Source organism: Ruegeria sp. K5, from assembly GCF_056531805.1.
In genome coordinates, this window is record NZ_JBQFML010000001.1 from 402,693 (window position 1) to 421,941 (window position 19,249).

At 61.6% G+C, this 19,249-nt stretch carries 19 protein-coding genes; 11 read left to right on the forward strand and 8 right to left on the reverse strand.

Annotated elements, in window-relative coordinates; genetic code table 11:
* Nucleotides 1-58: 58 nt before the first annotated feature.
* The 3 genes from prfA to ACR0MO_RS02120 all read left to right on the forward strand — a co-directional run bounded on the left by prfA (nt 59) and on the right by ACR0MO_RS02120 (nt 2,782).
* A complete protein-coding gene (prfA, locus tag ACR0MO_RS02110; protein WP_170621922.1) occupies nt 59-1,114 on the forward strand; it encodes a peptide chain release factor 1 in 1,056 nt (351 codons plus the stop codon).
* Nucleotides 1,111-1,956 (forward strand): peptide chain release factor N(5)-glutamine methyltransferase, encoded by an 846-nt coding sequence (gene prmC, locus ACR0MO_RS02115; RefSeq protein WP_480626106.1) that lies wholly within the window; start codon nt 1,111-1,113, stop codon nt 1,954-1,956. Before prfA ends, prmC begins: the two co-directional genes overlap by 4 nt.
* 241 nt (nt 1,957-2,197) lie before the next feature.
* Nucleotides 2,198-2,782: a DUF4167 domain-containing protein gene (locus tag ACR0MO_RS02120; RefSeq protein WP_170450140.1), complete on the forward strand. Its 585-nt coding sequence runs from the start codon at nt 2,198-2,200 to the stop codon at nt 2,780-2,782.
* Between the two features lie 52 nt (nt 2,783-2,834).
* Here the strand turns inward: ACR0MO_RS02120 and rsmA are convergent, their stop codons facing one another.
* The 5 genes from rsmA to lptG all read right to left on the reverse strand — a co-directional run bounded on the left by rsmA (nt 2,835) and on the right by lptG (nt 9,233).
* Nucleotides 2,835-3,677: a 16S rRNA (adenine(1518)-N(6)/adenine(1519)-N(6))-dimethyltransferase RsmA gene (rsmA, locus tag ACR0MO_RS02125; protein ID WP_480626105.1), complete on the reverse strand. Its 843-nt coding sequence runs from the start codon at nt 3,675-3,677 to the stop codon at nt 2,835-2,837.
* An 84-nt stretch (nt 3,678-3,761) separates the two neighbouring features.
* On the reverse strand, nt 3,762-4,727 hold the full coding sequence (pdxA, locus tag ACR0MO_RS02130) for a 4-hydroxythreonine-4-phosphate dehydrogenase PdxA (protein ID WP_480580867.1): 966 nt from the start codon (nt 4,725-4,727) through the stop codon (nt 3,762-3,764).
* Nucleotides 4,724-5,977 carry a peptidylprolyl isomerase gene (locus ACR0MO_RS02135; RefSeq protein ID WP_480626103.1) on the reverse strand — a complete coding sequence of 418 codons (1,254 nt, stop codon included), beginning with the start codon at nt 5,975-5,977 and terminating at the stop codon, nt 4,724-4,726. Before ACR0MO_RS02135 ends, pdxA begins: the two co-directional genes overlap by 4 nt.
* Nucleotides 5,968-8,133 (reverse strand): LPS-assembly protein LptD, encoded by a 2,166-nt coding sequence (locus ACR0MO_RS02140; RefSeq protein ID WP_480889483.1) that lies wholly within the window; start codon nt 8,131-8,133, stop codon nt 5,968-5,970. Before ACR0MO_RS02140 ends, ACR0MO_RS02135 begins: the two co-directional genes overlap by 10 nt.
* Complete coding sequence (lptG, locus tag ACR0MO_RS02145; RefSeq protein ID WP_170453017.1) at nt 8,133-9,233, reverse strand: LPS export ABC transporter permease LptG; 1,101 nt, start codon at nt 9,231-9,233, stop codon at nt 8,133-8,135. The genes ACR0MO_RS02140 and lptG overlap by 1 nt, the downstream gene beginning before the upstream one ends.
* Before the next feature lie 230 nt (nt 9,234-9,463).
* Here lptG and ACR0MO_RS02150 point away from each other — a divergent pair, with 230 nt between their 5' ends.
* Genes ACR0MO_RS02150 through ACR0MO_RS02160 form a run of 3 tightly spaced genes read left to right on the forward strand, consistent with a single transcriptional unit; the run spans nt 9,464 to nt 12,473 of the window.
* A complete protein-coding gene (locus ACR0MO_RS02150; protein ID WP_480708297.1) occupies nt 9,464-10,930 on the forward strand; it encodes a leucyl aminopeptidase in 1,467 nt (488 codons plus the stop codon).
* 3 nt (nt 10,931-10,933) lie between these two features.
* On the forward strand, nt 10,934-11,392 hold the full coding sequence (locus ACR0MO_RS02155) for a DNA polymerase III subunit chi (RefSeq protein ID WP_170629375.1): 459 nt from the start codon (nt 10,934-10,936) through the stop codon (nt 11,390-11,392).
* Nucleotides 11,393-11,426: 34 nt separating this feature from the next.
* Entirely contained in the window at nt 11,427-12,473 is a 1,047-nt protein-coding gene (locus ACR0MO_RS02160; protein WP_480889485.1) for an aldo/keto reductase, read from the forward strand.
* 67 nt (nt 12,474-12,540) lie between these two features.
* Here the strand turns inward: ACR0MO_RS02160 and ACR0MO_RS02165 are convergent, their stop codons facing one another.
* Nucleotides 12,541-13,527 (reverse strand): GlxA family transcriptional regulator, encoded by a 987-nt coding sequence (locus ACR0MO_RS02165; protein WP_170450156.1) that lies wholly within the window; start codon nt 13,525-13,527, stop codon nt 12,541-12,543.
* Nucleotides 13,528-13,659: 132 nt separating this feature from the next.
* On the opposite strand from ACR0MO_RS02165, the gene bcoG reads away from it, so the two are divergent.
* The 3 genes from bcoG (at nt 13,660) to ACR0MO_RS02180 (ending at nt 16,887) form a co-directional block, all read left to right on the forward strand.
* Nucleotides 13,660-14,577 carry a 3-dehydrocarnitine:acetyl-CoA trimethylamine transferase BcoG gene (bcoG, locus tag ACR0MO_RS02170; protein ID WP_170450158.1) on the forward strand — a complete coding sequence of 306 codons (918 nt, stop codon included), beginning with the start codon at nt 13,660-13,662 and terminating at the stop codon, nt 14,575-14,577.
* An 88-nt stretch (nt 14,578-14,665) separates the two neighbouring features.
* Nucleotides 14,666-16,129: a carnitine 3-dehydrogenase gene (locus ACR0MO_RS02175; RefSeq protein ID WP_480889487.1), complete on the forward strand. Its 1,464-nt coding sequence runs from the start codon at nt 14,666-14,668 to the stop codon at nt 16,127-16,129.
* Nucleotides 16,126-16,887 (forward strand): SDR family oxidoreductase, encoded by a 762-nt coding sequence (locus tag ACR0MO_RS02180; RefSeq protein WP_480780670.1) that lies wholly within the window; start codon nt 16,126-16,128, stop codon nt 16,885-16,887. Before ACR0MO_RS02175 ends, ACR0MO_RS02180 begins: the two co-directional genes overlap by 4 nt.
* A gap of 9 nt (nt 16,888-16,896) precedes the next feature.
* Here the strand turns inward: ACR0MO_RS02180 and ACR0MO_RS02185 are convergent, their stop codons facing one another.
* Both ACR0MO_RS02185 and ACR0MO_RS02190 read right to left on the reverse strand, forming a co-directional pair.
* Nucleotides 16,897-17,079: a hypothetical protein gene (locus ACR0MO_RS02185; protein ID WP_170450164.1), complete on the reverse strand. Its 183-nt coding sequence runs from the start codon at nt 17,077-17,079 to the stop codon at nt 16,897-16,899.
* Between the two features lie 93 nt (nt 17,080-17,172).
* Nucleotides 17,173-18,039 carry a helix-turn-helix domain-containing protein gene (locus ACR0MO_RS02190; protein WP_170450166.1) on the reverse strand — a complete coding sequence of 289 codons (867 nt, stop codon included), beginning with the start codon at nt 18,037-18,039 and terminating at the stop codon, nt 17,173-17,175.
* Between the two features lie 108 nt (nt 18,040-18,147).
* On the opposite strand from ACR0MO_RS02190, the gene ACR0MO_RS02195 reads away from it, so the two are divergent.
* Together ACR0MO_RS02195 and ACR0MO_RS02200 are read left to right on the forward strand one after the other, a co-directional pair.
* On the forward strand, nt 18,148-18,351 hold the full coding sequence (locus ACR0MO_RS02195) for a DUF2061 domain-containing protein (protein WP_170450168.1): 204 nt from the start codon (nt 18,148-18,150) through the stop codon (nt 18,349-18,351).
* The gene (locus ACR0MO_RS02200; RefSeq protein WP_170450170.1) at nt 18,344-19,246 is read left to right on the forward strand and encodes a fatty acid desaturase; all 903 of its coding nucleotides are present in this window, start codon (nt 18,344-18,346) and stop codon (nt 19,244-19,246) included. The genes ACR0MO_RS02195 and ACR0MO_RS02200 overlap by 8 nt, the downstream gene beginning before the upstream one ends.
* Nucleotides 19,247-19,249: the final 3 nt, after the last annotated feature.

The window sequence follows — 19,249 nt, forward strand, 5'->3', positions numbered from 1 at the left end:
GAATCTTAGCACAAGGCTAGCCCTTGACCAAAGCCCCGGATTAAGAGACACCGCCGGGATGATCCCCGAAGAACGCCTTGAGCAGATAACCCAGCGATTCCAATACCTCGAAGCGGCCATGGCTGATGGTGCCTCGGGCGGGGACATTGCGGCTTTGGCCAAGGAGTATTCGGACCTCAAGCCGGTGGTTGACCAGATCATGGCGTGGCGTCAGCTGGTTGCCGATCTGTCCGAGGCCGAGGCGATGCTGTCCGACCCGGATATGAAGGAACTGGCCGAGGAAGAAATCCCGGAATTGCAGGCGCAGATTCCGCAAGCCGAACATGCGCTGCAACTGGCCTTGCTGCCCAAGGACGAGGCGGACGCCCGCCCGGCGATGCTGGAAATCCGACCCGGCACCGGCGGGGACGAGGCCGCGTTGTTTGCGGGGGACCTGCTGCGCATGTACCAGCGCTATGCGGAAAGTCGCGGCTGGCGGTTCGAGATTATCGAGGAACAGGCCTCGGATCTGGGGGGCGTCAAAGAAGTTGTGGCCCACATCAAGGGCGACAATGTCTTTGCCCGGATGAAATACGAATCCGGTGTGCATCGGGTGCAGCGCGTGCCTGAAACCGAAAGCGGCGGGCGTATTCACACCTCGGCAGCGACGGTGGCGGTTCTACCCGAGGCTGAAGATGTGGACATCCAGATCGACGCAAATGACATCCGCATCGACACGATGCGCAGTTCCGGTGCGGGTGGGCAGCACGTGAACACGACCGACTCGGCGGTGCGGATCACCCACTTGCCGACAGGCCTTGTGGTGACCAGTTCCGAGAAGTCGCAGCACCGCAACCGCGAGATCGCGATGCAGGTGCTGAAAACGCGGCTTTATGATCTGGAGCGGCAGCGGATCGACAGCGAACGCTCGGCCGATCGGGCCAGTCAGGTGGGGTCGGGCGACCGGTCGGAACGGATCAGAACCTATAACTTCCCGCAAGGCCGCATGACGGATCACCGCATCAACCTGACGCTCTATAAGCTGGATCAGGTGATGCAGGGCGATCTGGATGAAGTGATCGACGCACTGACCGCCGATGATCAGGCCCGGCTGCTGGCCGAGATGGCGCAATGACCGGGGTGCAAACAGCGGCACAGGCCATGGTGGCCGCCACGGCGCGCCTGCGGGCTGCGGGCGTGGAAGATCCGGCGCGGGACGCCCGTGTTCTGCTGGCCCATGCGGCGCGGATTGAAGCCAGTCGGGTCACTCTGATCGCGCCCGAAGAACTGCCGCCCGACATTGCCGAACGCTACGACCAGTTGATCTCGCTGCGCGCCATCCGGGTGCCAGTCTCGCATCTTCTGGGTGAGCGTGAATTCTATGGTCGCCGGTTCCATGTCAGCCGCGACGTTCTGGACCCGCGCCCCGAGACCGAAGCGCTGATCGAAGCCGCGCTGAGCGAGCCGTTCGACCATGTGCTGGATCTTGGTGTCGGCTCGGGCTGTATACTGATCACATTGCTGGCTGAACGCACCAGCGCAAGCGGGGTGGGCGTGGATCTGAGCGAGGCCGCCTGCCTGCAAACCAGCGCCAATGCAGTGCAGCACAATGTGCAGGCGCGTGCCGAAGTGCTGCGCTCGGACTGGTTCGAGGTGGTCGAGGGCAAGTTCGACCTGATCGTCTCGAACCCGCCATACATTGCGCTGACGGAAATGCCGGACCTGTCCCCGGAAGTGCGCGAGCATGAACCCCGGATGGCCCTGACAGATGAGGGCGACGGGCTTAACGCCTACCGCCATCTGGCCGCCGATGCGCCGGATTTTCTGCTGCCTGGCGGGCGCATTCTGGTTGAAATCGGCCCTACACAGGCCACGCAGGTTGCCGCGTTGTTTGACGCCTCTGGTCTGGCGGATATCCGCGTGATCCCGGATCTGGACGGGCGTGACCGCGTCGTGGGCGCACGTCTGCCTGCTTGAAATCAACAGTATGAGGCCGAAAAACGCCGGTTTAGGTAAAAAAGCTGCGAAATATCCGAGAATCCTCTTGTCTGCCGGGGCAGGACATGTTTACTCAGGATTAGTCGGCGAGGTTGACGCTGTTGCAGCGCACCCCTGACGCCAAGCCCAAAAAAGTTGACTTCCCGTCATGGCAAACGCCGCAGAGCAGTGCAGAACACGGGTTGGTCGACAGCGAATGACAAGGCTGACGTAAAGTAAGATGAGATCTTCCAAATCCCGCTCGCGGGCCAAGAACAACCGCAATCGTCCTTCCGGCGGTAACGTCGTGAACCGTGTTTTTGACAGCTCGGGCCCCGAGGGCAAGGTGCGTGGCACGCCGCAGCAGATCATTGACAAATACAACCAGCTTGCCCGCGACGCTCAGTTGTCAAACGACCGTGTCGCAGCCGAGAACTTTCAGCAGCACGCGGAACATTATCTGCGGATGCTGAGCGAGGCACAGCGCGAGATCGAAGCCCGCCGCGAAGAGCAGGAGCGCCAGAACCGCGAGCGTCAGGCCGAGCGTGACCGCGAACGCGCCGAACGGCAGGAACGCGAAGCCGCCCGTCAGGCCGACCCGGCCGAGGCACCACAACCCGATGTGATGGATTTCTCGCCCGAGGCGTCGGCGCCTGAAAGCGGGTTGGTCGAAACACCGGAAAGCAAAGGCGACGCCCAAACGGCTGAAGCGCCCGAGAAAAAAGAAAAACCCGCCCGCAAACCGCGTGCCCGCAAGCCCAAGGCCGCGCCTGCGTCAGAGGGTGCGCCCAAAACGGATGGGGATACCCCGGAAGCGGCTGAGTAAATCCCGATAGACGAATTCAAAAAGCCCCGGACACTGTCCGGGGCTTTTTTGCTCAGCGGTTCGTAATTTGGCGCGCCAGCGCACAAAAACCTTCAAGCGGGACTTGTTCGGCGCGTTCTGTGGGTTTGATCCCGGCTGCGATCAAGCGGTCCTCGATGTCGGGGGCCACGCCTTTCAGCGAGGCGCGCAGCATCTTGCGGCGTTGGTTGAAGGCGGCGGCCACAACGCGCGACAGCGTGGCTGCATCGGCCGGATAGCGCGGCTCGGGCAGGGCGGTCAGGTGGACCACGGCGCTGGAGACTTTGGGCGGGGGCGTAAATGCGCCGGGGGGCAGTGACATGGCGATGCGCGACTCGGCCCGCCATTGGGCGAGAATGGCAAGGCGGCCATAGGCCTTGCTGCCGGGTTGGGCGACGATGCGCTCGGCGACCTCGCGCTGGAACATCAGGGTCAGGCTTTGCCAGAAGGGCGGCCATTCGGGCGGGGTCAGCCAGCGGACCAGAAGCTCGGTGCCCACGTTATAGGGCAGGTTGGCGGCGACGCGGATCGGTGGCGTCAGATGTTCCAGCGGGTTGATTTCCAGCGCGTCGCCGTTGATCACCTCTAGCTGGCCCGGATAGGCCGCAGCGATGTCGTTCAGGGCGGCGATGCAGCGGGTGTCTTTTTCCACTGCCACAACCTTGCGCGCACCTTCCGAAAGCAGCCCCCGCGTCAGGCCGCCGGGGCCGGGGCCGATTTCCAGAACGTCGCATTGCGTCAGATCCCCGGCCTGACGTGCGATCTTGGCGGTCAGGTTGAGGTCCAGCAGAAAGTTCTGGCCCAGCGATTTGCGGGCCGACAGCTGGTGGGTCGCGATGACCTCGCGCAGGGGGGGGAGGGTGTCGATAGCGCTCATGATCCGGTTACCGTGGCGCGGGTTGATGGGGGAGCGCCAGAGATTTTTTGCCTCCGGCGGGGATATTTTCAGCCAGGTGAAGGATCAAGGGGTTTGTGCCATCTGTTGGGCGAGTTTCAGGGCCTCGATCAGGCTGGTGGGGTTGGCGATGCCTTGTCCGGCAATGTCCAGCGCGGTGCCGTGGTCGGGGGATGTTCGGATGAAGGGTAGGCCGAGCGTCACGTTGACGCCTCGGTCGAAATCCAGCGTCTTGATCGGGATCAGGGCCTGGTCGTGATACATGGCGATGGCCGCGTCATAGCGGGCGCGGGCGGCGGCGTGGAACAGCGTGTCTGCCGGATGCGGGCCGGTGACGGAGCAATCCTTGCTGTCCAGACCGGCGATCAGGGGCGCGATCCAATCCAACTCCTCGGTGCCCATCTTGCCGCCTTCACCGGCATGGGGATTCAGCCCCGCAATAGCGATCCTTGGATGCGCGATGCCGAATTGGCGGCGCAGCCCGTCGGCGGTCAGCGCGATTGTTTCGGTCAGCAGATCGGGCGTCAGTTCCTGTGGCACCCGTGACAGGGGGATGTGAATGGTGGCGGGAACAACCCGCAACTGCGCGCTGGCCAGCATCATCACAACGCGCTGTCGCCCCGCCAGTGCGGCCAGAAACTCGGTATGGCCCGGATAGGCAAACCCGGCCCCGTCGATCAGGGCCTTTTTGTGGATCGGCGCGGTGCAGAGCGCCGAGGCCGCGCCAGATTGCACCAGCGCCACGCCACGTTCGATCGCGTCGATCACGCTTGGGGCGCTGGCGGGGTCGGGCTGTCCGGGTGTGTTTTGGGCCGGGAAGTCCAGATGCAGTACCGGCAGCGCGTTTGGGCTGATCTGAATAGCTTCGGCCGGGTCTGCGATGTGTTGGGTTGGTGTGCCCGCAGGCAGGTGGGATGCATCGCCGATAAGGAAAAACGGGCAGGTGCCACGCAACTCAGCCCATGCCTTGGCAGCGATTTCGGGGCCGATGCCTGCCGGATCACCGCAGCTGAGCGCGATGGGGGCTGTCATTGCTCGGTTATGGATGCGTCGGCGCGCAGCTGTTCCAGCAGGCTTTCGGCAAAGGCTTGCAGGCGTTGCTGGGTCAGGGCGTTGGCGACATCAACGCGCGAGGTATCTTCACCCAGATCGCGGGTGCGGTTGCACAGCATCAGGAACATCAGCGTTTGCCCATTGTTGCGGGTCAGCGCCGTAGACACCTCGTTGCGGTCCAGCTTAGCCAGTTCCACGGCAACATCCTGCGGGATTTCCGATGGCGCGGCCTCGATCCGTTCCAGCACCTCGGCGGGTTGGTCCTTGGCGATGCCGTACAGGTCGTCGCAAGTGTCGATATCCTCGCGCAGGCGGGCAGCCTGGGCCAGCGTGTCACCGCTGCGCCCGCCGGGCAGGTAGTAGATCGCGTAGTCGATTTTCGAATATCGGGGTGCGCCGGTCGAGACCTCGCGAATACCGCGCATCTGGAACAGCGCGATGGCGTTGGGCAGGCCCACGGGCTCGGTGATCTCACCGTTTTCCAGTCCCAGAATCAAGGGTTGCAGCGCAGGTGGCAGGTTGGTGATGTTCAGCCAGTCCAGCCGTCCGCCATTGTTGCGGGTGGCAGCTGCCGAGTATTGCGCGGCGGCTGAGGAAAACGCGTCAAACCCTTGCAGGCGCGAGATTTCTTCGGCCAACAACTCGGTTTGTGCCAGGGTTTGCTGGTTCACCGGAATGATGATCTCGGACAGCAGGACCTGAAGGCCGCCACCGCCGCCCTGACCAAGGGCGCGGTTGATCTCGTCTTCGGTGGGGCGGGCCTGAGACAGAAAACGCGCGCTGATATAATCGCGCCAGGCCAACTGATCGGCCACGAAATCGCGTACCGTTTCGGGGTCAACGCCTGCATCGCCCAGCAATTGCAGGAACTGATCGGTGCTGAGTTGGCCGCGCGCGGCGAATTCGTCGATGCCGACCTGCACGTCTTCGGGGGCGGCCTGAATTCCGGCCTCACGCATGGCTTGTTTGCGCAGACGTTCATCGATCAGGGCCTGCCGGACCTCGGCCTCGGTGCCGCCGGGGATGCCCAGAACGTTCAGAAACTGGATCCGCTGTTCCAGTTCGTACCAGGTGACGATGTCCTGATTGACGCGGATCGCGGGTGAGAACAGGCTTTGGGCGCCCGACTGAGGGGCGGACAAGGCCAAGATGGCTGCTGCCAATGCCAAAGTAACCGGTTTGGAGCAACCGGAACGGAGAAACCTGACGAAACCTGTAATCAACTGCATTTTCTCTTGTATGTCTTTCCGCCGCCTTCAACGGCATATCCTGTCAGCGAAAGGGTAAACCCGAATTCGGTCGAAGGCTCAATAGTTGTTGTCGATGTAAAGCGCCTGCTTACGGACATGTTAACCTGCACGCACTCGTTCTGATAAGTCACGCCCAGCCCCAGACGAATGGGTTCCGAGGCGGCCAGATCATAGCGGGCCGAGGCGCGGGTCAGCCAGTTTTCGTCAACCCGGTAGCGCCCGCGCAGCCAGATTTCCGAAATCTCGTCATCCAGATTTTCGGCGGGATCCGCTTCTTGCCAGACATAGCTGCCGGTGATCGCACTGCCTTCTCCGGTCCAGCCGCCGCGCAGCTCGGCCTTGGTAAAGCTGAAATCACCATCGATCAGCCCACGCCCGGCCAGCGACCAACCGTTGGCTGTTTTGATCTGACCGGCCAGCAGCAGATCCGAGGTTGTGCCCTGTAGGCCCGAGGTCAGGTTGAAATTCGGGTCGGCTTCGCTGCGAAAGACCTGACCCACGGTGGCCAGCGCCTGCCAGCCGTTCGCCTTGTACCGCGCCCAGTTCACGCCAAAGACGGCGGTGGCCCCATCCTCGCGCTGGTCTTCTGCCGGGAAGCGGGACAGGGACAGAAGGTTGCCCTGATCGAATTCCTGAAACGTGCTTTCGTCGTTGGGCACATCGGTATCGGACACATCGGTCCAGCCGAATTGCGCGATCGGTTCCAGAAACTGGGTCGCGCCGGATTGTTCCCGGCGTGTCATCGGATAGCGCAGGGTCAGTGCCGCGCGTGGCGTGGCACGTGTGACCTGATCCGGGAACGCGCTGTCATTGCGGATGTCGAACGTATCCACCGATGTGCCCAGCTGCACGTCGGCCCGAAGTCCGGTGGCAAAGGTCCAACTGCGCAACCATTCTGCGTCAAAGGTCGCACGCGCAACGTCACGGCCAACAATATCCTCGTCGCTGGTGCGTTCATGGGCGTGGGTGATAAAGCCCAGTCGCACCTCACCGCCGATGGCGTTGGGGAAATAGCGCCTTTCATAATTCAGATCGAACACGCGCGAGGGAATCTCATCCTGATCCTCGCTGTCGCGCAGGGTCTTGTAGTGGATGAAACTGGTGCGGAACGCGGTGTCGCGTTTGATCCGGGTCAGCGCGATTTCGCTGCGCAGGCGGTCGAAATCCGGCAGGCCGTAATCGGCAAGATAGGCGTCATCGGATGTGGTGCGCAGATTGAAGCTCAGCCGGTAGTCGTTTTTGAGGTTGAAGAAACCGTTGGCGAACAAATAGCCGCGATCCTGATCCGGTTGCACATCATCGCGGGTGAATGCCCCTTCGATCTGAATGCGGCCGTTCTTGAAGGCCTGACGATAGCGATAACCCAGCGTTTTGGTCTGGGCCGATACATAAGGCGTCAGCGTCAGGTCCTTGTGATCGCCGATTTTGAAGAAATACGGAACCTGCACGCCGGTCCCCAGTTGCGAGGTGCTGCGGATCGACGGCACCAGAAACCCGGTTGCCCGGTCAAGTGTCGGATCCGGCAAGCGCAGATAGGGGAAATAGAACACCGGGAAATCCAGCACCCGAAGCTGTGCGCCTTCGAAATACAACTGTCGTTCGAGCTGGTCGTGGATTACCTTGCGCGCCCTGATCTGCCACAGAGGCGGTCTGCCATTTGCGCAGACATGGCACGACGTGGCCGAGACCTTGCTGAATTGCGTATAACGCCCCGCCGCCCGATTGGCCTGAACTGAGGCGATCTGCACCTGTTGGTCAAACACCATTCGTGCGCCGATCAGCAGGCCGTTTTGAATACCTTCATCCAACTCGCCCGAATCCGCCAGCAGCGTGGTCTGTCCGGCCTGATCGATGCGGATCGGACCTTCAAGGACAAGCTGCCCGGTTTCCTGATCGAAAGTGACCCGTTGGGCGGTCAGTTTCACATCGCCCTGAAACGCCTCGACATTGCCTTCGGCGACCAGCTTTCGCTCGGGCGTGATGAAGATTTTGTCGGCCACAAGCAAGGCGGGCTGTTGCTGCTGCGCCGCTCCATCCGAAGGCGCGGTTCCAGGCGCGGTTTGCGCCTTCAACCCGGTGGTCGGGACTGCAAAGACCAGGACACCTGCCAGCAGCGCAGATACGAGGCGCGGCATTACCCGTCCTCCGCATGCAGCAACAGGCCAAGTGACAGGAATATGGCGGCAACGGGCGGGGCCCAGGCAGCGACGTAGATGGGCAATTGACCGTTTTCCCCAAGAATTTGCGCAAAGTTGCGTACGAAATAGATGGCAAAGCCCAACAGAACCGCCGTCAGAACCGCCACACCGGTTCCACCAAAACGCACGTGGCGCATGGTAAATGCGGCGCCGATCAGAACCATCGACACCAGAAAGAAGGGGCGCGCCAGTTGGACTTGCAGCCAGACCTCGTACTGTTTGGTCGAGAATCCGGCCTCGCGCAGATCCTTGATGAGCTGCGGCAGGTCGTACACAGAAACGGAGTCCTGTTGGCCCAAAGTGTCCAGAATGCGCTGACGGGTCAGCGAGGTGGGCAGGTCCAGCCGGTCATGCTCGACCGCGTTCAGTTCAGGGTTCTGGCCGTCCTCAAAGTTCCAGACCTTGGCCTGCATCAGAACCCAGCTTCCATCGATCAGCCTGGCACGGTCTGCAACGATCTGTTGGGTCGGTTTGCCGTCCGGATCGAACGAGACGATGGTGACATCACGCAGGCGCAACTCATCCCCGTTCGACGTGCCTCGGGCGTGTATCACGGCCTGACCTGTGTCGGTGCTTTGACGCAGCCACAGGCCTTCGCTGCTGATCGACAGGGCGGAACTGCCGTTGTTGCGGTAGGAATCGGACAGGCGCTGATATTCCTCGGAGGTGGCTGCCGCGATCGGATTCAGCAAGGTCACGGCAAGCGCACCGATGATCAGCGCCAGCAGGACAGGGGCCACCAGCGCCCGGATGCCGGACCGACCCGTGGCCCGCGTCACCACAAGTTCAGAGGTGCGCGCCAGCCCCACGAACAGCGCGATAGTGGCCAGGATCACCAGCAGGGGCAGCATTTCGCTGATCGCGGCGGGCGTGTTCAACAAGGTCAGTTGCAACAAGCGGCCAAAGGAAAGGTCAACCTCGTTGAACCGACGTACCTGTTCGATCAGGTCGATCAGAATCATCAGGGTCAGAAAGATGCCGCCGATGACCAGAAAGCTTTGCAAAAAGCGGCGGGCGAAGTAGCGGTCCAGTATCACGGGCACAGCCCCGCTGGGCTTGCATCACAGGCAGTCTGGCCAAGGCCTGTCCCGCATATGGTCATGCGCGACGGCGTGTGCCTGCCGTTTAGTGCCACTGTCGTCTCCCCTCGAGCCTGCCGAATATTTTTTCAGGACTTTAATGCAATTGGTGGTCGGGGAAAACTGCTATCTGGTCAAGCCGGGCGACGCGGGCTAGGTCTTGGGGAACAGATTTTGAGGAGCGCGCAATGAGCAGTCTAGTCCCCATCCAGTTTCAGGCCTTCGACGTGGACGCGATGGCACAGGCCGAGGGGCGTGTCGTCGTCGTCATTCCCGCGGACCGAAAGCTGAGCCCGGCGGCCAAACGCGCCAATCGCCTGACGCGCGGGGCCGTGGCGCGGCTGCTGGAAAGCGACCGGTTTGAAAAGGTGAATGTCGGGGATGTGGTGTCGCTGGCCTGGCCAAGCGGAATGGCGGCCGAGGCGCTGGATATCCTGATCCTGCCGCGCCGCCCTGATGCAGATGAAGCGCGAAAGGCCGGGGCAAAGCTGGCCAAGCTGTCGGACAATCAACCTTTGCTGGTCATGGCCGGAAATCTTGCCCGCACCGAGGATCTGGCGTTGGGCTTTGCCCTGCGTTGCTATGATTTTGACGCGCACAAAACCAAGGAAAGCGACGCGCCGGGCACGGTCACGATCAGTCACCAGAAACCGGACGAAGTCGAAGCCGCCTTTGCGCCGATGTATGCGGTCGCCGACGGTGTGCGGATGACCCGCGACCTGACCAACGAGCCCGCAAATGTGCTGACCACCACCGAATTCGCGGATCGTTTGGCCGAGATGGCCGAGCTGGGTCTTGAGGTCGAAGTGCTGGACGAGGACAAGCTAGCCGAACTGGGCATGCGCACATTGCTGAGCGTCGGGCAGGGCTCGGACAGCCCGTCGAAAGTGGTCGTCATGCAGTGGAATGGCGGTGACAAGGACGATGCGCCTCTGGCGCTGGTCGGCAAGGGCGTGGTGTTTGATACCGGTGGTATCTCGCTGAAACCGGCTGGTGGCATGGAAGACATGACCATGGATATGGGCGGCGCGGGTGTTGTTGCGGGCACCATGCGGGCGCTGGCCAAACGCAAGGCCAAGGCCAATGTTGTGGGGCTTGTTGGTCTGGTCGAGAACATGCCCTCGGGCAACGCCACACGTCCCGGCGATGTGGTCAAATCGATGAAGGGCGACACGGTCGAGATCATCAACACCGATGCCGAGGGGCGCTTGGTGCTGTGCGACGTGATGTGGTACGCGCAGGAGCGGTTCGAACCGGTGGGCATGATCGATCTGGCGACCCTGACTGGTGCGATCATCATCGGGCTTGGGCACGAAAATGCCGGTGTCTTCTCGAACAATGACACGTTCTGCGATGCCTTCCTGAAATCGGCGCGGGCCGAGGATGAGGGCGCATGGCGGATGCCGCTGGGTGAGGCGTATGACAAGCAATTGAAATCCCGCATTGCCGATATGAAGAATGTGGGCGGACGGCCCGCAGGCTCGATCACGGCGGCACAGTTTCTGCAACGGTTCGTCAAGGATGACACGCCGTGGATTCATTTGGACATTGCCGGGGTGGCCTCGGTCGCGTCCGAGACCTCCTACGCGCCCAAGGGGGCCACTGGCTGGGGGGTCCGTGCGCTCAGCCGCTTTGTGCAGGACAATTTCGAGTAAACCATGGGGGCCGTCTATTTCTACCACCTGACCCAGAGGCCGCTGGAGCACACTTTGCCGGTGCTGCTGGACAAAGCGCGGCAGGCCGGGTGGCGGATTGCCGTGCGGGGCACCGATCCCGCCCGGCTGGACTGGCTGGATGAAAAGCTGTGGCTGGGGCCCGAGGAAGCGTTCCTGCCCCATGGCCGCGCAGGCGGGCCACATGATGCGATGCAGCCGATCCTGCTGACCTCGGACATGCAGGCGGCAAATGACGCCACATGCGTTATGTCGGTGGACGGGGCTGCGGTGGAACCGGATGAGGTTGCAGCACTTGACCGCGTCTGCATCCTGTTTGATGGCAATGACGAACAGGCCGTTAACCAAGCGCGCGGACAGTGGAAAGCCCTGACCGGCGCGGGGTGTTCGGCACAGTACTGGTCCGAAGAATCGGGCCGTTGGGAAAAGAAAGCCGAGGCGTAACGCGCGGCTGTCGCAAATTTCAGGAGGGTGACGGATGGAAATGAAGCCATTGGGTCGTACCGGCATCATGGTCTCTGATCTGTGTCTGGGAACGATGACCTTCGGGATGCAGACGTCCGAGGCGGATGCGCACGCGCAGATGGATCTGGCGCTGGGGGCAGGGATCAATTTCGTCGATGCCGCCGAGATGTATCCGGTGAATCCGGTCTCGAAGGAAACCATCGGGCGAACCGAGGAGATCCTGGGCAACTGGAACGCGGCCAACGCGGCGCGCCGGGGCGACTATGTTCTGGCCACCAAGCATTCGGGGTCGGGCATGTCTTACGTGCGCGACGGCGCGCCGATTTCGGCGCAGACCATCCCTGAGGCAATCGAAGGCTCTCTGCGGCGGTTGCAGACTGAATATATCGACCTTTATCAGTTTCACTGGCCCAATCGCGGCAGCTACATGTTCCGGCAGAACTGGAATTATTCCCCGTCGGGTCACAACACCAACGAGGTTCTGGAGAACATGCAGGAGTGCCTTGAGGCCCTGCAGACGCAGGTCGATAAGGGCAACATCCGCGCCTTCGGCCTGTCGAATGAAAGCGCCTGGGGCATCGCGCAGTGGCTGCGCCTGTCCGAACAGATGGGCGCGCCTCGGGTCGCGTCGGTGCAGAATGAGTATTCGCTGCTGTGCCGGCATTTCGACACCGACATGGCCGAGCTGAGCGTTCATGAAGACGTGGGCCTGATGGCGTTTTCACCTTTGGCGGCGGGGTTTTTGACCGGCAAGTATCAGGGCGGCGCGGTGCCCGAAGGATCGCGCATGTCGATCTCGGCCGAGATGGGCGGGCGCAAGTCGGACCGGGTGTTTGATGCGGTGGCAGCCTATCTCGAGGTTGCCTCGGCGCATGGTCTGGACCCCACCCATATGGCGCTGGCATGGTGCCGGACGCGGCCCTTCATGATGTCGGCCATTTTCGGTGCGACTTCGGTGGCGCAGTTGGAACATATCATCGCCGGGACAGACCTGCAGCTTTCCGCTGAGGTTCTGAAGGACATTGGACATGCGCATCGCGCGCATCCGATGCCGTTTTAGGGGGCTCTGCCCCCGTCGCCTTTGGCGACTCCCCCGAGGTATTTTTGGCCAGATGAAGCGGATCCGGTCAGTGATGGGTGGGGTGCGCGCGCTCTTGCCTCAGGTCGCGGGCCGATTGGCCATGGGCGGTGCGGAAGGCGCGGGCGAAGCTGGATTGTGAGGTGAAGCCTGTCGCAAGTGCCACATCCATCAGTGGCATGTCGGTGTCGGTGACAAGGCGGCGGGCCTCGGCCAGGCGCAGTTGCAGGTAGTGGTCTTGCGGCGTGGTGTTGAGGCGCAGGCGGAACTGCTGTTGCAGCGTGCGCGGGCTGGTGCCCAGACGGTCGGCGATATAGGCGAGCGGCAGGGGGTCGTCGAGCGCCGATTCCATCAGGCTGTTCGCTTTGGCTGTCAGCGCAGTATGGCGGAGCGGAGCACCCGTGCGGCTTTGCGGTTTGGTGGGTTCCGGCGCGCCTTCGTACAGGAACAGGCCCGAGACGCGCGCGGCAAAGCCTGCGCCGTGACGCGCGGCGATGATGTGCAACATCATCTCGACCGCCGGGATCGCGCCGCCGGATGTCAGGCGGTTTTCGGATACTGTGAAGCGGTCGGGGCGGACATCTACCTCGGGGAAGCGGGCCGCGAAGTTGTCGAGGTCTTCCCAGTGGGTTGTGGCCGCGTGGCCATCCAGCAGACCAGCCTCGGCCAGCAACCAGGGGCCGCCGTCAATGCCGGCCATTGTGGCACCCGTGCTGGCAATACGGCGCAGACCGGCCAGCAGGCTGGGGGTGGCGTGGCGGGCCAGTTGGAACCCGGCCACGACGATCATCAGGTCGCAGCTTTGCAGCCGCGCCAAGGGGATGCCGGGGACGCTCAGCGCGCTGGTCAGCATCGCGGGTTCCGCTGTGGCGGTCACGTAGTCCCAGTCAAAAGCCGGGCGGTCCGCCAGACGGTTGGCGGCGCGCATCGGATCAACCGCCGAGGCGAAGCTGAGCGTGTTGCATTCATCCAGCACCAACACCGCCGTTTTCAGGGCGCGATGTTCGGGCTGGAGTATGTTTTTTGCGGATTTCATCAAGTTCGATTCGCATTCTGGCAAGTGTTTCCCCAAGGCTGCGTCAGAGTCGGGGGTGAACGCAAATCGATTGCCGGGGAGAAGCCTGGGGAAAACTCAGGGCGAAACCGGGTATAACTTGGGGAAAACACCATGCCTCTGGAAATGAACCGCGATGTCTTCATTACCTGCGCTGTTACCGGCTCGGGTGGAACGCAGGATCGCAGCCCGCATGTGCCGCGCTCGCCGCAACAGATTGCCGATAGCGCAATTGCTGCCGCCAAGGCCGGTGCGGCGGTGGTGCATTGCCATGTGCGCGACCCTGAGACCGGCGCACCCAGCCGTCGGCTGGATCTGTATCGCGAGGTGACGGACCGTATTCGTGATGCCGACGTGGATGTGGTCTTGAACCTGACGGCGGGTATGGGCGGGGACATCGTGTTTGGCGGGGTCGAGAGCCCGTTCCCGGTGAATGAAGCCGGAACCGACATGATCGGGGCCTCGGAACGGGTGGCGCATATTGCTGAGTGTCTGCCAGAGATTTGCACGCTGGACTGCGGCACGATGAACTTTGCCGAGGCCGACTATGTCATGACCAACACCCCCGGTGCGCTGCGGGCGATGGGGCAGATGATGACCGATATGGGCGTGAAGCCTGAGGTCGAGGCCTTTGACACCGGTCATTTGTGGTTTGCCAAGCAGTTGGTGAAAGAGGGGATTCTGGAGCCGAATGCGCTGGTGCAACTGTGCATGGGGGTGCCCTGGGGCGCGCCGGATGATCTGAACACGTTCATGGCGATGGTGAATAATGTACCGGATGACTGGACGTTCAGCGCGTTTTCGCTGGGGCGGAACCAAATGGCCTATGTGGCGGCAACGGTGCTGGCAGGGGGCAATGTGCGTGTCGGGCTTGAGGATAATCTGTGGCTGGACAAGGGCGTCTTGGCTGAGAACTGGCAGTTGGTCGAACGCGCGGGCACCATCATCGAGAACATGGGCGCGCGGGTGATTGGACCGCAGGAGGTGCGCGAGAAGCTGGGCCTGGTGAAGCGGGCACCGGTTGCGAAGTGACACCTGCGGGGAAATTGGGGGCCAGCCCCCAAACCCCCGGAGTATTTGGAAAAAGATGAAGAACGCGATTTGAATGAGGCGTGGTGCGATGAAAACAGCGGCGATCATCGGCGGTGGTGTGATCGGCGGCGGATGGGCTGCCCGGTTTCTGCTCAATGGCTGGGATGTGCGGGTATTCGACCCGGACCCGGAAGCCGAGCGCAAGATTGGTGAGGTTCTGGACAATGCGCGGCGGTCTTTGCCGGGGTTGAGCGATGTACCTTTGCCGCCCGAGGGGGCGTTGACCTTCCACGATGAAATTGGGGACGCCGTTCGGGGTGCGATCTGGATTCAGGAGAGCGTGCCGGAACGCCTGGATTTGAAGCTGAAGGTTTACAAAGGGTTGCAGGAGGCGTGCGATCCGGGCGCGATCATTGGCTCTTCGACCAGCGGGTTCAAGCCGTCGGAATTGCAGGAAGGCGCGCTGCGGCCCGAGCAGATTGTGGTGACGCATCCGTTCAACCCGGTCTATCTGCTGCCTTTGATCGAGTTGGTGCCGACCGCCAAGAACCCGCCCGAGATGGTGGAGCGTGCGCAGGAGCTGTTGAAATCGGTTGGATTCTTCCCCCTGCACATCAAGAAAGAGATCGACGCGCATATCGCGGACCGCTTTCTGGAGGCGGTTTGGCGCGAGGCGCTGTGGCTGGTCAAGGACGGGATCGCCACGACCGAAGAGGTGGATGAGGCCATCCGCATGGGCTTTGGAATTCGCTGGGCCCAGATGGGGTTGTTCGAGACTTATCGCGTGGCCGGTGGTGAGGCCGGGATGCGGCATTTCATGGCGCAGTTCGGGCCTGCTTTGAAATGGCCGTGGACCAAGCTGATGGATGTGCCCGAGTTCACTGATGAACTGGTCGATATGATCGCGGATCAGTCGGATGCGCAGTCCGGGATGCATTCGATCCGGGAACTTGAACGCATTCGCGACAATAACCTTGTGGGCATGATGCGGGCGCTGAAGGCGCAGGATTACGGCGCAGGGGCGGTGTTGAACCGGCATGACGCGCTGCTGAAACCGGGCGCGTTGCCGACGCTGGATCAGGCGGATCTGAGCCAGCCAATCCTGACCCTGTCGCGTGCGGTGCCGTTGGATTGGACAGATTACAACGGCCACATGAACGAGGCGAAGTATTTGGAGGCGTTTGCCGCTGCAACCGACCGGTTCATGGAAATCATCGGCTGCGATGCGGACTATATCGCCTCGGGTGGCAGCTATTTCACCGCCGAAAACCACATCCGCTATCATGATGAGGCACATGCAGGCGCGAAGATCGAGGTGCGCACGCAAATGCTGTTGGGGCAGGGCAAGAAGCTGCACCTGTTCCACAGCATGTATGAAGGCGACACGCTTTTGGCCACGGGTGAGAGTTTCCTGCTGCATGTCAGCCTGCAGACCCGCCGCCCAAGCCCGCCGTCGCCCGAGATCGAAGCCGCCATGGCCCGGATTACCAGCGCGCAGGCTGATTTGCCGTATCCGGAAGGAGCGGGTGCCGCGATCCGAAAACCCGCATGACGCAGCGGGTGTTGATCACCGCAGGCGCCTCGGGCGTCGGGCGGGCGATGGCCGAGGCGTTTGATGCCGCAGGGGCGCAGGTTTGGGTGGTGGATGTCGACGAGGACGCTTTGCAGGGTTGCCCGGACCATTGGCAGTCATCCAAGGCAGATGTGTCGGACGAGGCGCATGTCGCCGAGGTTTTCGCGCAACTGGAACAGGCCTGGGGCGGGTTGGACGTTCTGTGCGCCAATGCAGGTGTGGCCGGGCCAACCGCACTGGTTGAGGATGTGTCTTTAACGGATTGGAAAAACTGCCTTTCCGTCAATCTTGAAGGCGCGTTTCTGTGTTCAAAATACGCAGTGCCGATGCTGAAACGTGACGGGCGCGGTGCGGTGATCATCACATCATCCACGGCCGGGCAATATGGCTATCCGAACCGCGCGCCTTATGCGGCTGCCAAATGGGGTGTGATCGGGCTGGGCAAGACGTTGGCGATGGAACTTGGGCCCCATGGCGTGCGCTGCAACGTGATTTGTCCGGGCGCTGTTGAAGGCCCGCGCATGGAAGGCGTCCTGCAGCGCGAAGCCGCCGCAAAGGGCATGACACGGGATCAGGTCTATGCGGGCTATGCCTCGGGCACCTCAATGGGGCGCTTTGTCGAGGCGCATGATATTGCTGAAATGGCGGTCTTTCTGGCCTCGGACGCGGCGCGGCTGGTTTCGGGGCAGGTCATCGCGGTGGATGGTCACACGGTCAATCCTGACCCGAAACTCTGATCTGCTTTGTCAGCCTTGATTCGGGCCGCGGATCTGGCGGATTGTGCTGCGCACGGCCTGCCAGTCTTTGGCTTCCTGCGTGTTTCCGGCGGCCTCACATTCGCGCATCTTTTTAGCGGCTTCCGCCTCGGCCTGGTCGCCATGGGCCGTGTACAATGCGCGTGCATATTGGGCAGTCTGTAATGCGTCCATTCCTGTCATCCTCCATGGAATGTCTGAGGGTTCGCGCGGTCACTATACTACACGACCCGCCAAATCGCACGATTGGGGGATTTCCTTTAGCCCTCAGCCGTCGGCAATCTGGGCGCGCAACTGGCGCAGATGTTCTGGAAAATGGCGCGCTGTCATATCCGCCTCGCGGATCAATGTGTCGAAGTGGCGGGTGAAAACCTCGATCCGGTCGCGGTCCCGGAAGGCCATATAGTGACCGCCAGCATAGAAAACACACAGCAGCGGGCCGAAGATTGTGACCGGCGCGGAATACAGGCGTTTTGCGTCGAACAGATAGATGCGCAAACGTGGGTAGAGCTGTTCGCAGAGGCTCAGCAGGTGGTCGATTTGTTCCAGGCGGACAGAAAGCGGCAGGCCCTGATAGTATCCCTCGGCCTGCGCAAAGCTGCGCATTTCAAACAGCGGCATGGCGATTTCATAGTCTGACTGCGCGCTGCGCATCCAGGACAGACGATCCTCGGAGGCACCGATGGCCTGATCTGCCGTGCGACCCAGATGCGGGGCGTATTCCCATTCCAGCACCGCGCGGGTCTTGAGCATGTCGGGTAGAGTAGCCGGCACATAGCGGATTTTGTAGCCCGCAGCCTCTTGATGCCATTGAAAAATCCGCTCATCCACCAGTGCGCGGGGGGCTTCGGTCATGGTCAGGGAACTGGCCAGTAGTTCCGCCGCGCTTTCGGGGCGGTTCGACAGGCTCAGCAGCCAATCCGCTGAAACCCCAAGCGCCGAAGCACAGCCGCCGATCACATGCGCATTGGGCAAGCGCGCGCCTTCATCGGCCAGTAGTTGAGACACCGTGGACCGGTCTACCCCGATACTGCGGGCCAGAGCGCTTTGGCTGACATGGCGGTCCTCCATCGCGCGGGTCAGTCGCAGGCGAAACTGCGCAGCGCGGACGCGTTTGTCGAGTTTTTCATCCATATGTTTGAAAATATCACAGGTGATGAATTTTGTTAATCATATTCAGAATTCCCAACGCCCGGACCAGTAAGTAACACTTTTGTGAGAACAAAAAAACTGGGGTCCGGAATGGAAACGCGACGAAGATCGGTCGTGAAAGCAATCATTTGGAATGCTGTTGGGTTGGCGGTCATGACTTTGGTCGGTCTTGTCGCAACCGGATCGGCGGCCATTGGTGGTGCGCTGGCGCTGGTCAATACGGCCATTGGTTTGACGCTTTATGTGCTCTACGAGCGCATTTGGGCCGCGATTTCGTGGGGCCGCCATGGGTGAGCCAACGACGCCGAAGACGCCCGAATGGGGCACGTTTGCGCTGATCGTCGCGTGCTATGCCACTTGGCTTGCGGTGCTGTTTTGGTTGGCCGCCTGGTCGTTATGGCTGGCGATTCCGGCGATGGGGTTGGTTGGGGCCTTGCATTCTTCGCTGACGCATGAGGCGCTGCACGGCCATCCTTTCCGCGCCAAATGGTTGAACGAGGCGCTGTTGGCCTTGCCCCTGACACTGTTCATCCCGTTCAATCGCTTCCGCGATCTGCATCTTGCGCATCATCAGGATGCCAACCTGACCGATCCTTATGACGACCCCGAGACGAATTACTTGGACCCCAAAATCTGGGCGCAATTATCCGGGTGGAAGAAGCGGCTGTTCGCAATCAACAACACGCTTCTGGGCCGGATCGTGCTGGGCCCGGCTATTGGGCAGGTGATGTTTGTTCGGGACGAATGGCAGGGGATGATCCGGGGGGATCGCGCGGTTCTGCTGGCCTGGGCGCTGCATATTCCGGGCGTCGCAGTGGTTTTGTGGGTTGTTGCGCAGTCGGCCATGCCGGTCTGGGGATTTCTCCTGTCGGCCTATATCGGTTTGGGGCTGGTCAAAATCCGCACCTTCCTGGAACACCGCGCGCATGAGAAATCGCGCGCCCGGACCGTGATAATCGAAGATCGAGGGTTGTTGTCCTTTCTGTTTTTGAACAACAACTTGCACGTTGTTCATCACATGAACCCATCCGCGCCTTGGTATCAGCTGCCTGCGCTCTATCGGGCCGGGAAAGAGCGGTATCAGGCGTGCAACGAGGCGTATGTCTATCGGTCTTACGCACAGATATTCAAAGAGTATTTCTGGCGGGCGAAAGACCCGGTGGCCCATCCGCTCTGGCCAAAGCCCTGATTT

Bases quoted from the DNA above. Each gene is read 5' to 3' on its own strand.
- ACR0MO_RS02195 (WP_170450168.1), top strand. From the start codon at position 18,148: ATGGAAACGCGACGAAGATCGGTCGTGAAAGCAATCATTTGGAATGCT.
- ACR0MO_RS02155 (WP_170629375.1), top strand. From the start codon at position 10,934: ATGGGGGCCGTCTATTTCTACCACCTGACCCAGAGGCCGCTGGAGCAC.
- ACR0MO_RS02135 (WP_480626103.1), bottom strand. From the start codon at position 5,977: ATGCAGTTGATTACAGGTTTCGTCAGGTTTCTCCGTTCCGGTTGCTCC.
- ACR0MO_RS02140 (WP_480889483.1), bottom strand. From the start codon at position 8,133: ATGCCGCGCCTCGTATCTGCGCTGCTGGCAGGTGTCCTGGTCTTTGCA.
- prmC (WP_480626106.1), top strand. From the start codon at position 1,111: ATGACCGGGGTGCAAACAGCGGCACAGGCCATGGTGGCCGCCACGGCG.
- ACR0MO_RS02165 (WP_170450156.1), bottom strand. From the start codon at position 13,527: ATGAAATCCGCAAAAAACATACTCCAGCCCGAACATCGCGCCCTGAAA.
- ACR0MO_RS02120 (WP_170450140.1), top strand. From the start codon at position 2,198: ATGAGATCTTCCAAATCCCGCTCGCGGGCCAAGAACAACCGCAATCGT.
- ACR0MO_RS02160 (WP_480889485.1), top strand. From the start codon at position 11,427: ATGGAAATGAAGCCATTGGGTCGTACCGGCATCATGGTCTCTGATCTG.
- rsmA (WP_480626105.1), bottom strand. From the start codon at position 3,677: ATGAGCGCTATCGACACCCTCCCCCCCCTGCGCGAGGTCATCGCGACC.
- ACR0MO_RS02185 (WP_170450164.1), bottom strand. From the start codon at position 17,079: ATGGACGCATTACAGACTGCCCAATATGCACGCGCATTGTACACGGCC.
- ACR0MO_RS02180 (WP_480780670.1), top strand. From the start codon at position 16,126: ATGACGCAGCGGGTGTTGATCACCGCAGGCGCCTCGGGCGTCGGGCGG.
- bcoG (WP_170450158.1), top strand. From the start codon at position 13,660: ATGCCTCTGGAAATGAACCGCGATGTCTTCATTACCTGCGCTGTTACC.
- ACR0MO_RS02150 (WP_480708297.1), top strand. From the start codon at position 9,464: ATGAGCAGTCTAGTCCCCATCCAGTTTCAGGCCTTCGACGTGGACGCG.
- pdxA (WP_480580867.1), bottom strand. From the start codon at position 4,727: ATGACAGCCCCCATCGCGCTCAGCTGCGGTGATCCGGCAGGCATCGGC.
- ACR0MO_RS02175 (WP_480889487.1), top strand. From the start codon at position 14,666: ATGAAAACAGCGGCGATCATCGGCGGTGGTGTGATCGGCGGCGGATGG.
- prfA (WP_170621922.1), top strand. From the start codon at position 59: ATGATCCCCGAAGAACGCCTTGAGCAGATAACCCAGCGATTCCAATAC.
- ACR0MO_RS02190 (WP_170450166.1), bottom strand. From the start codon at position 18,039: ATGGATGAAAAACTCGACAAACGCGTCCGCGCTGCGCAGTTTCGCCTG.
- ACR0MO_RS02200 (WP_170450170.1), top strand. From the start codon at position 18,344: ATGGGTGAGCCAACGACGCCGAAGACGCCCGAATGGGGCACGTTTGCG.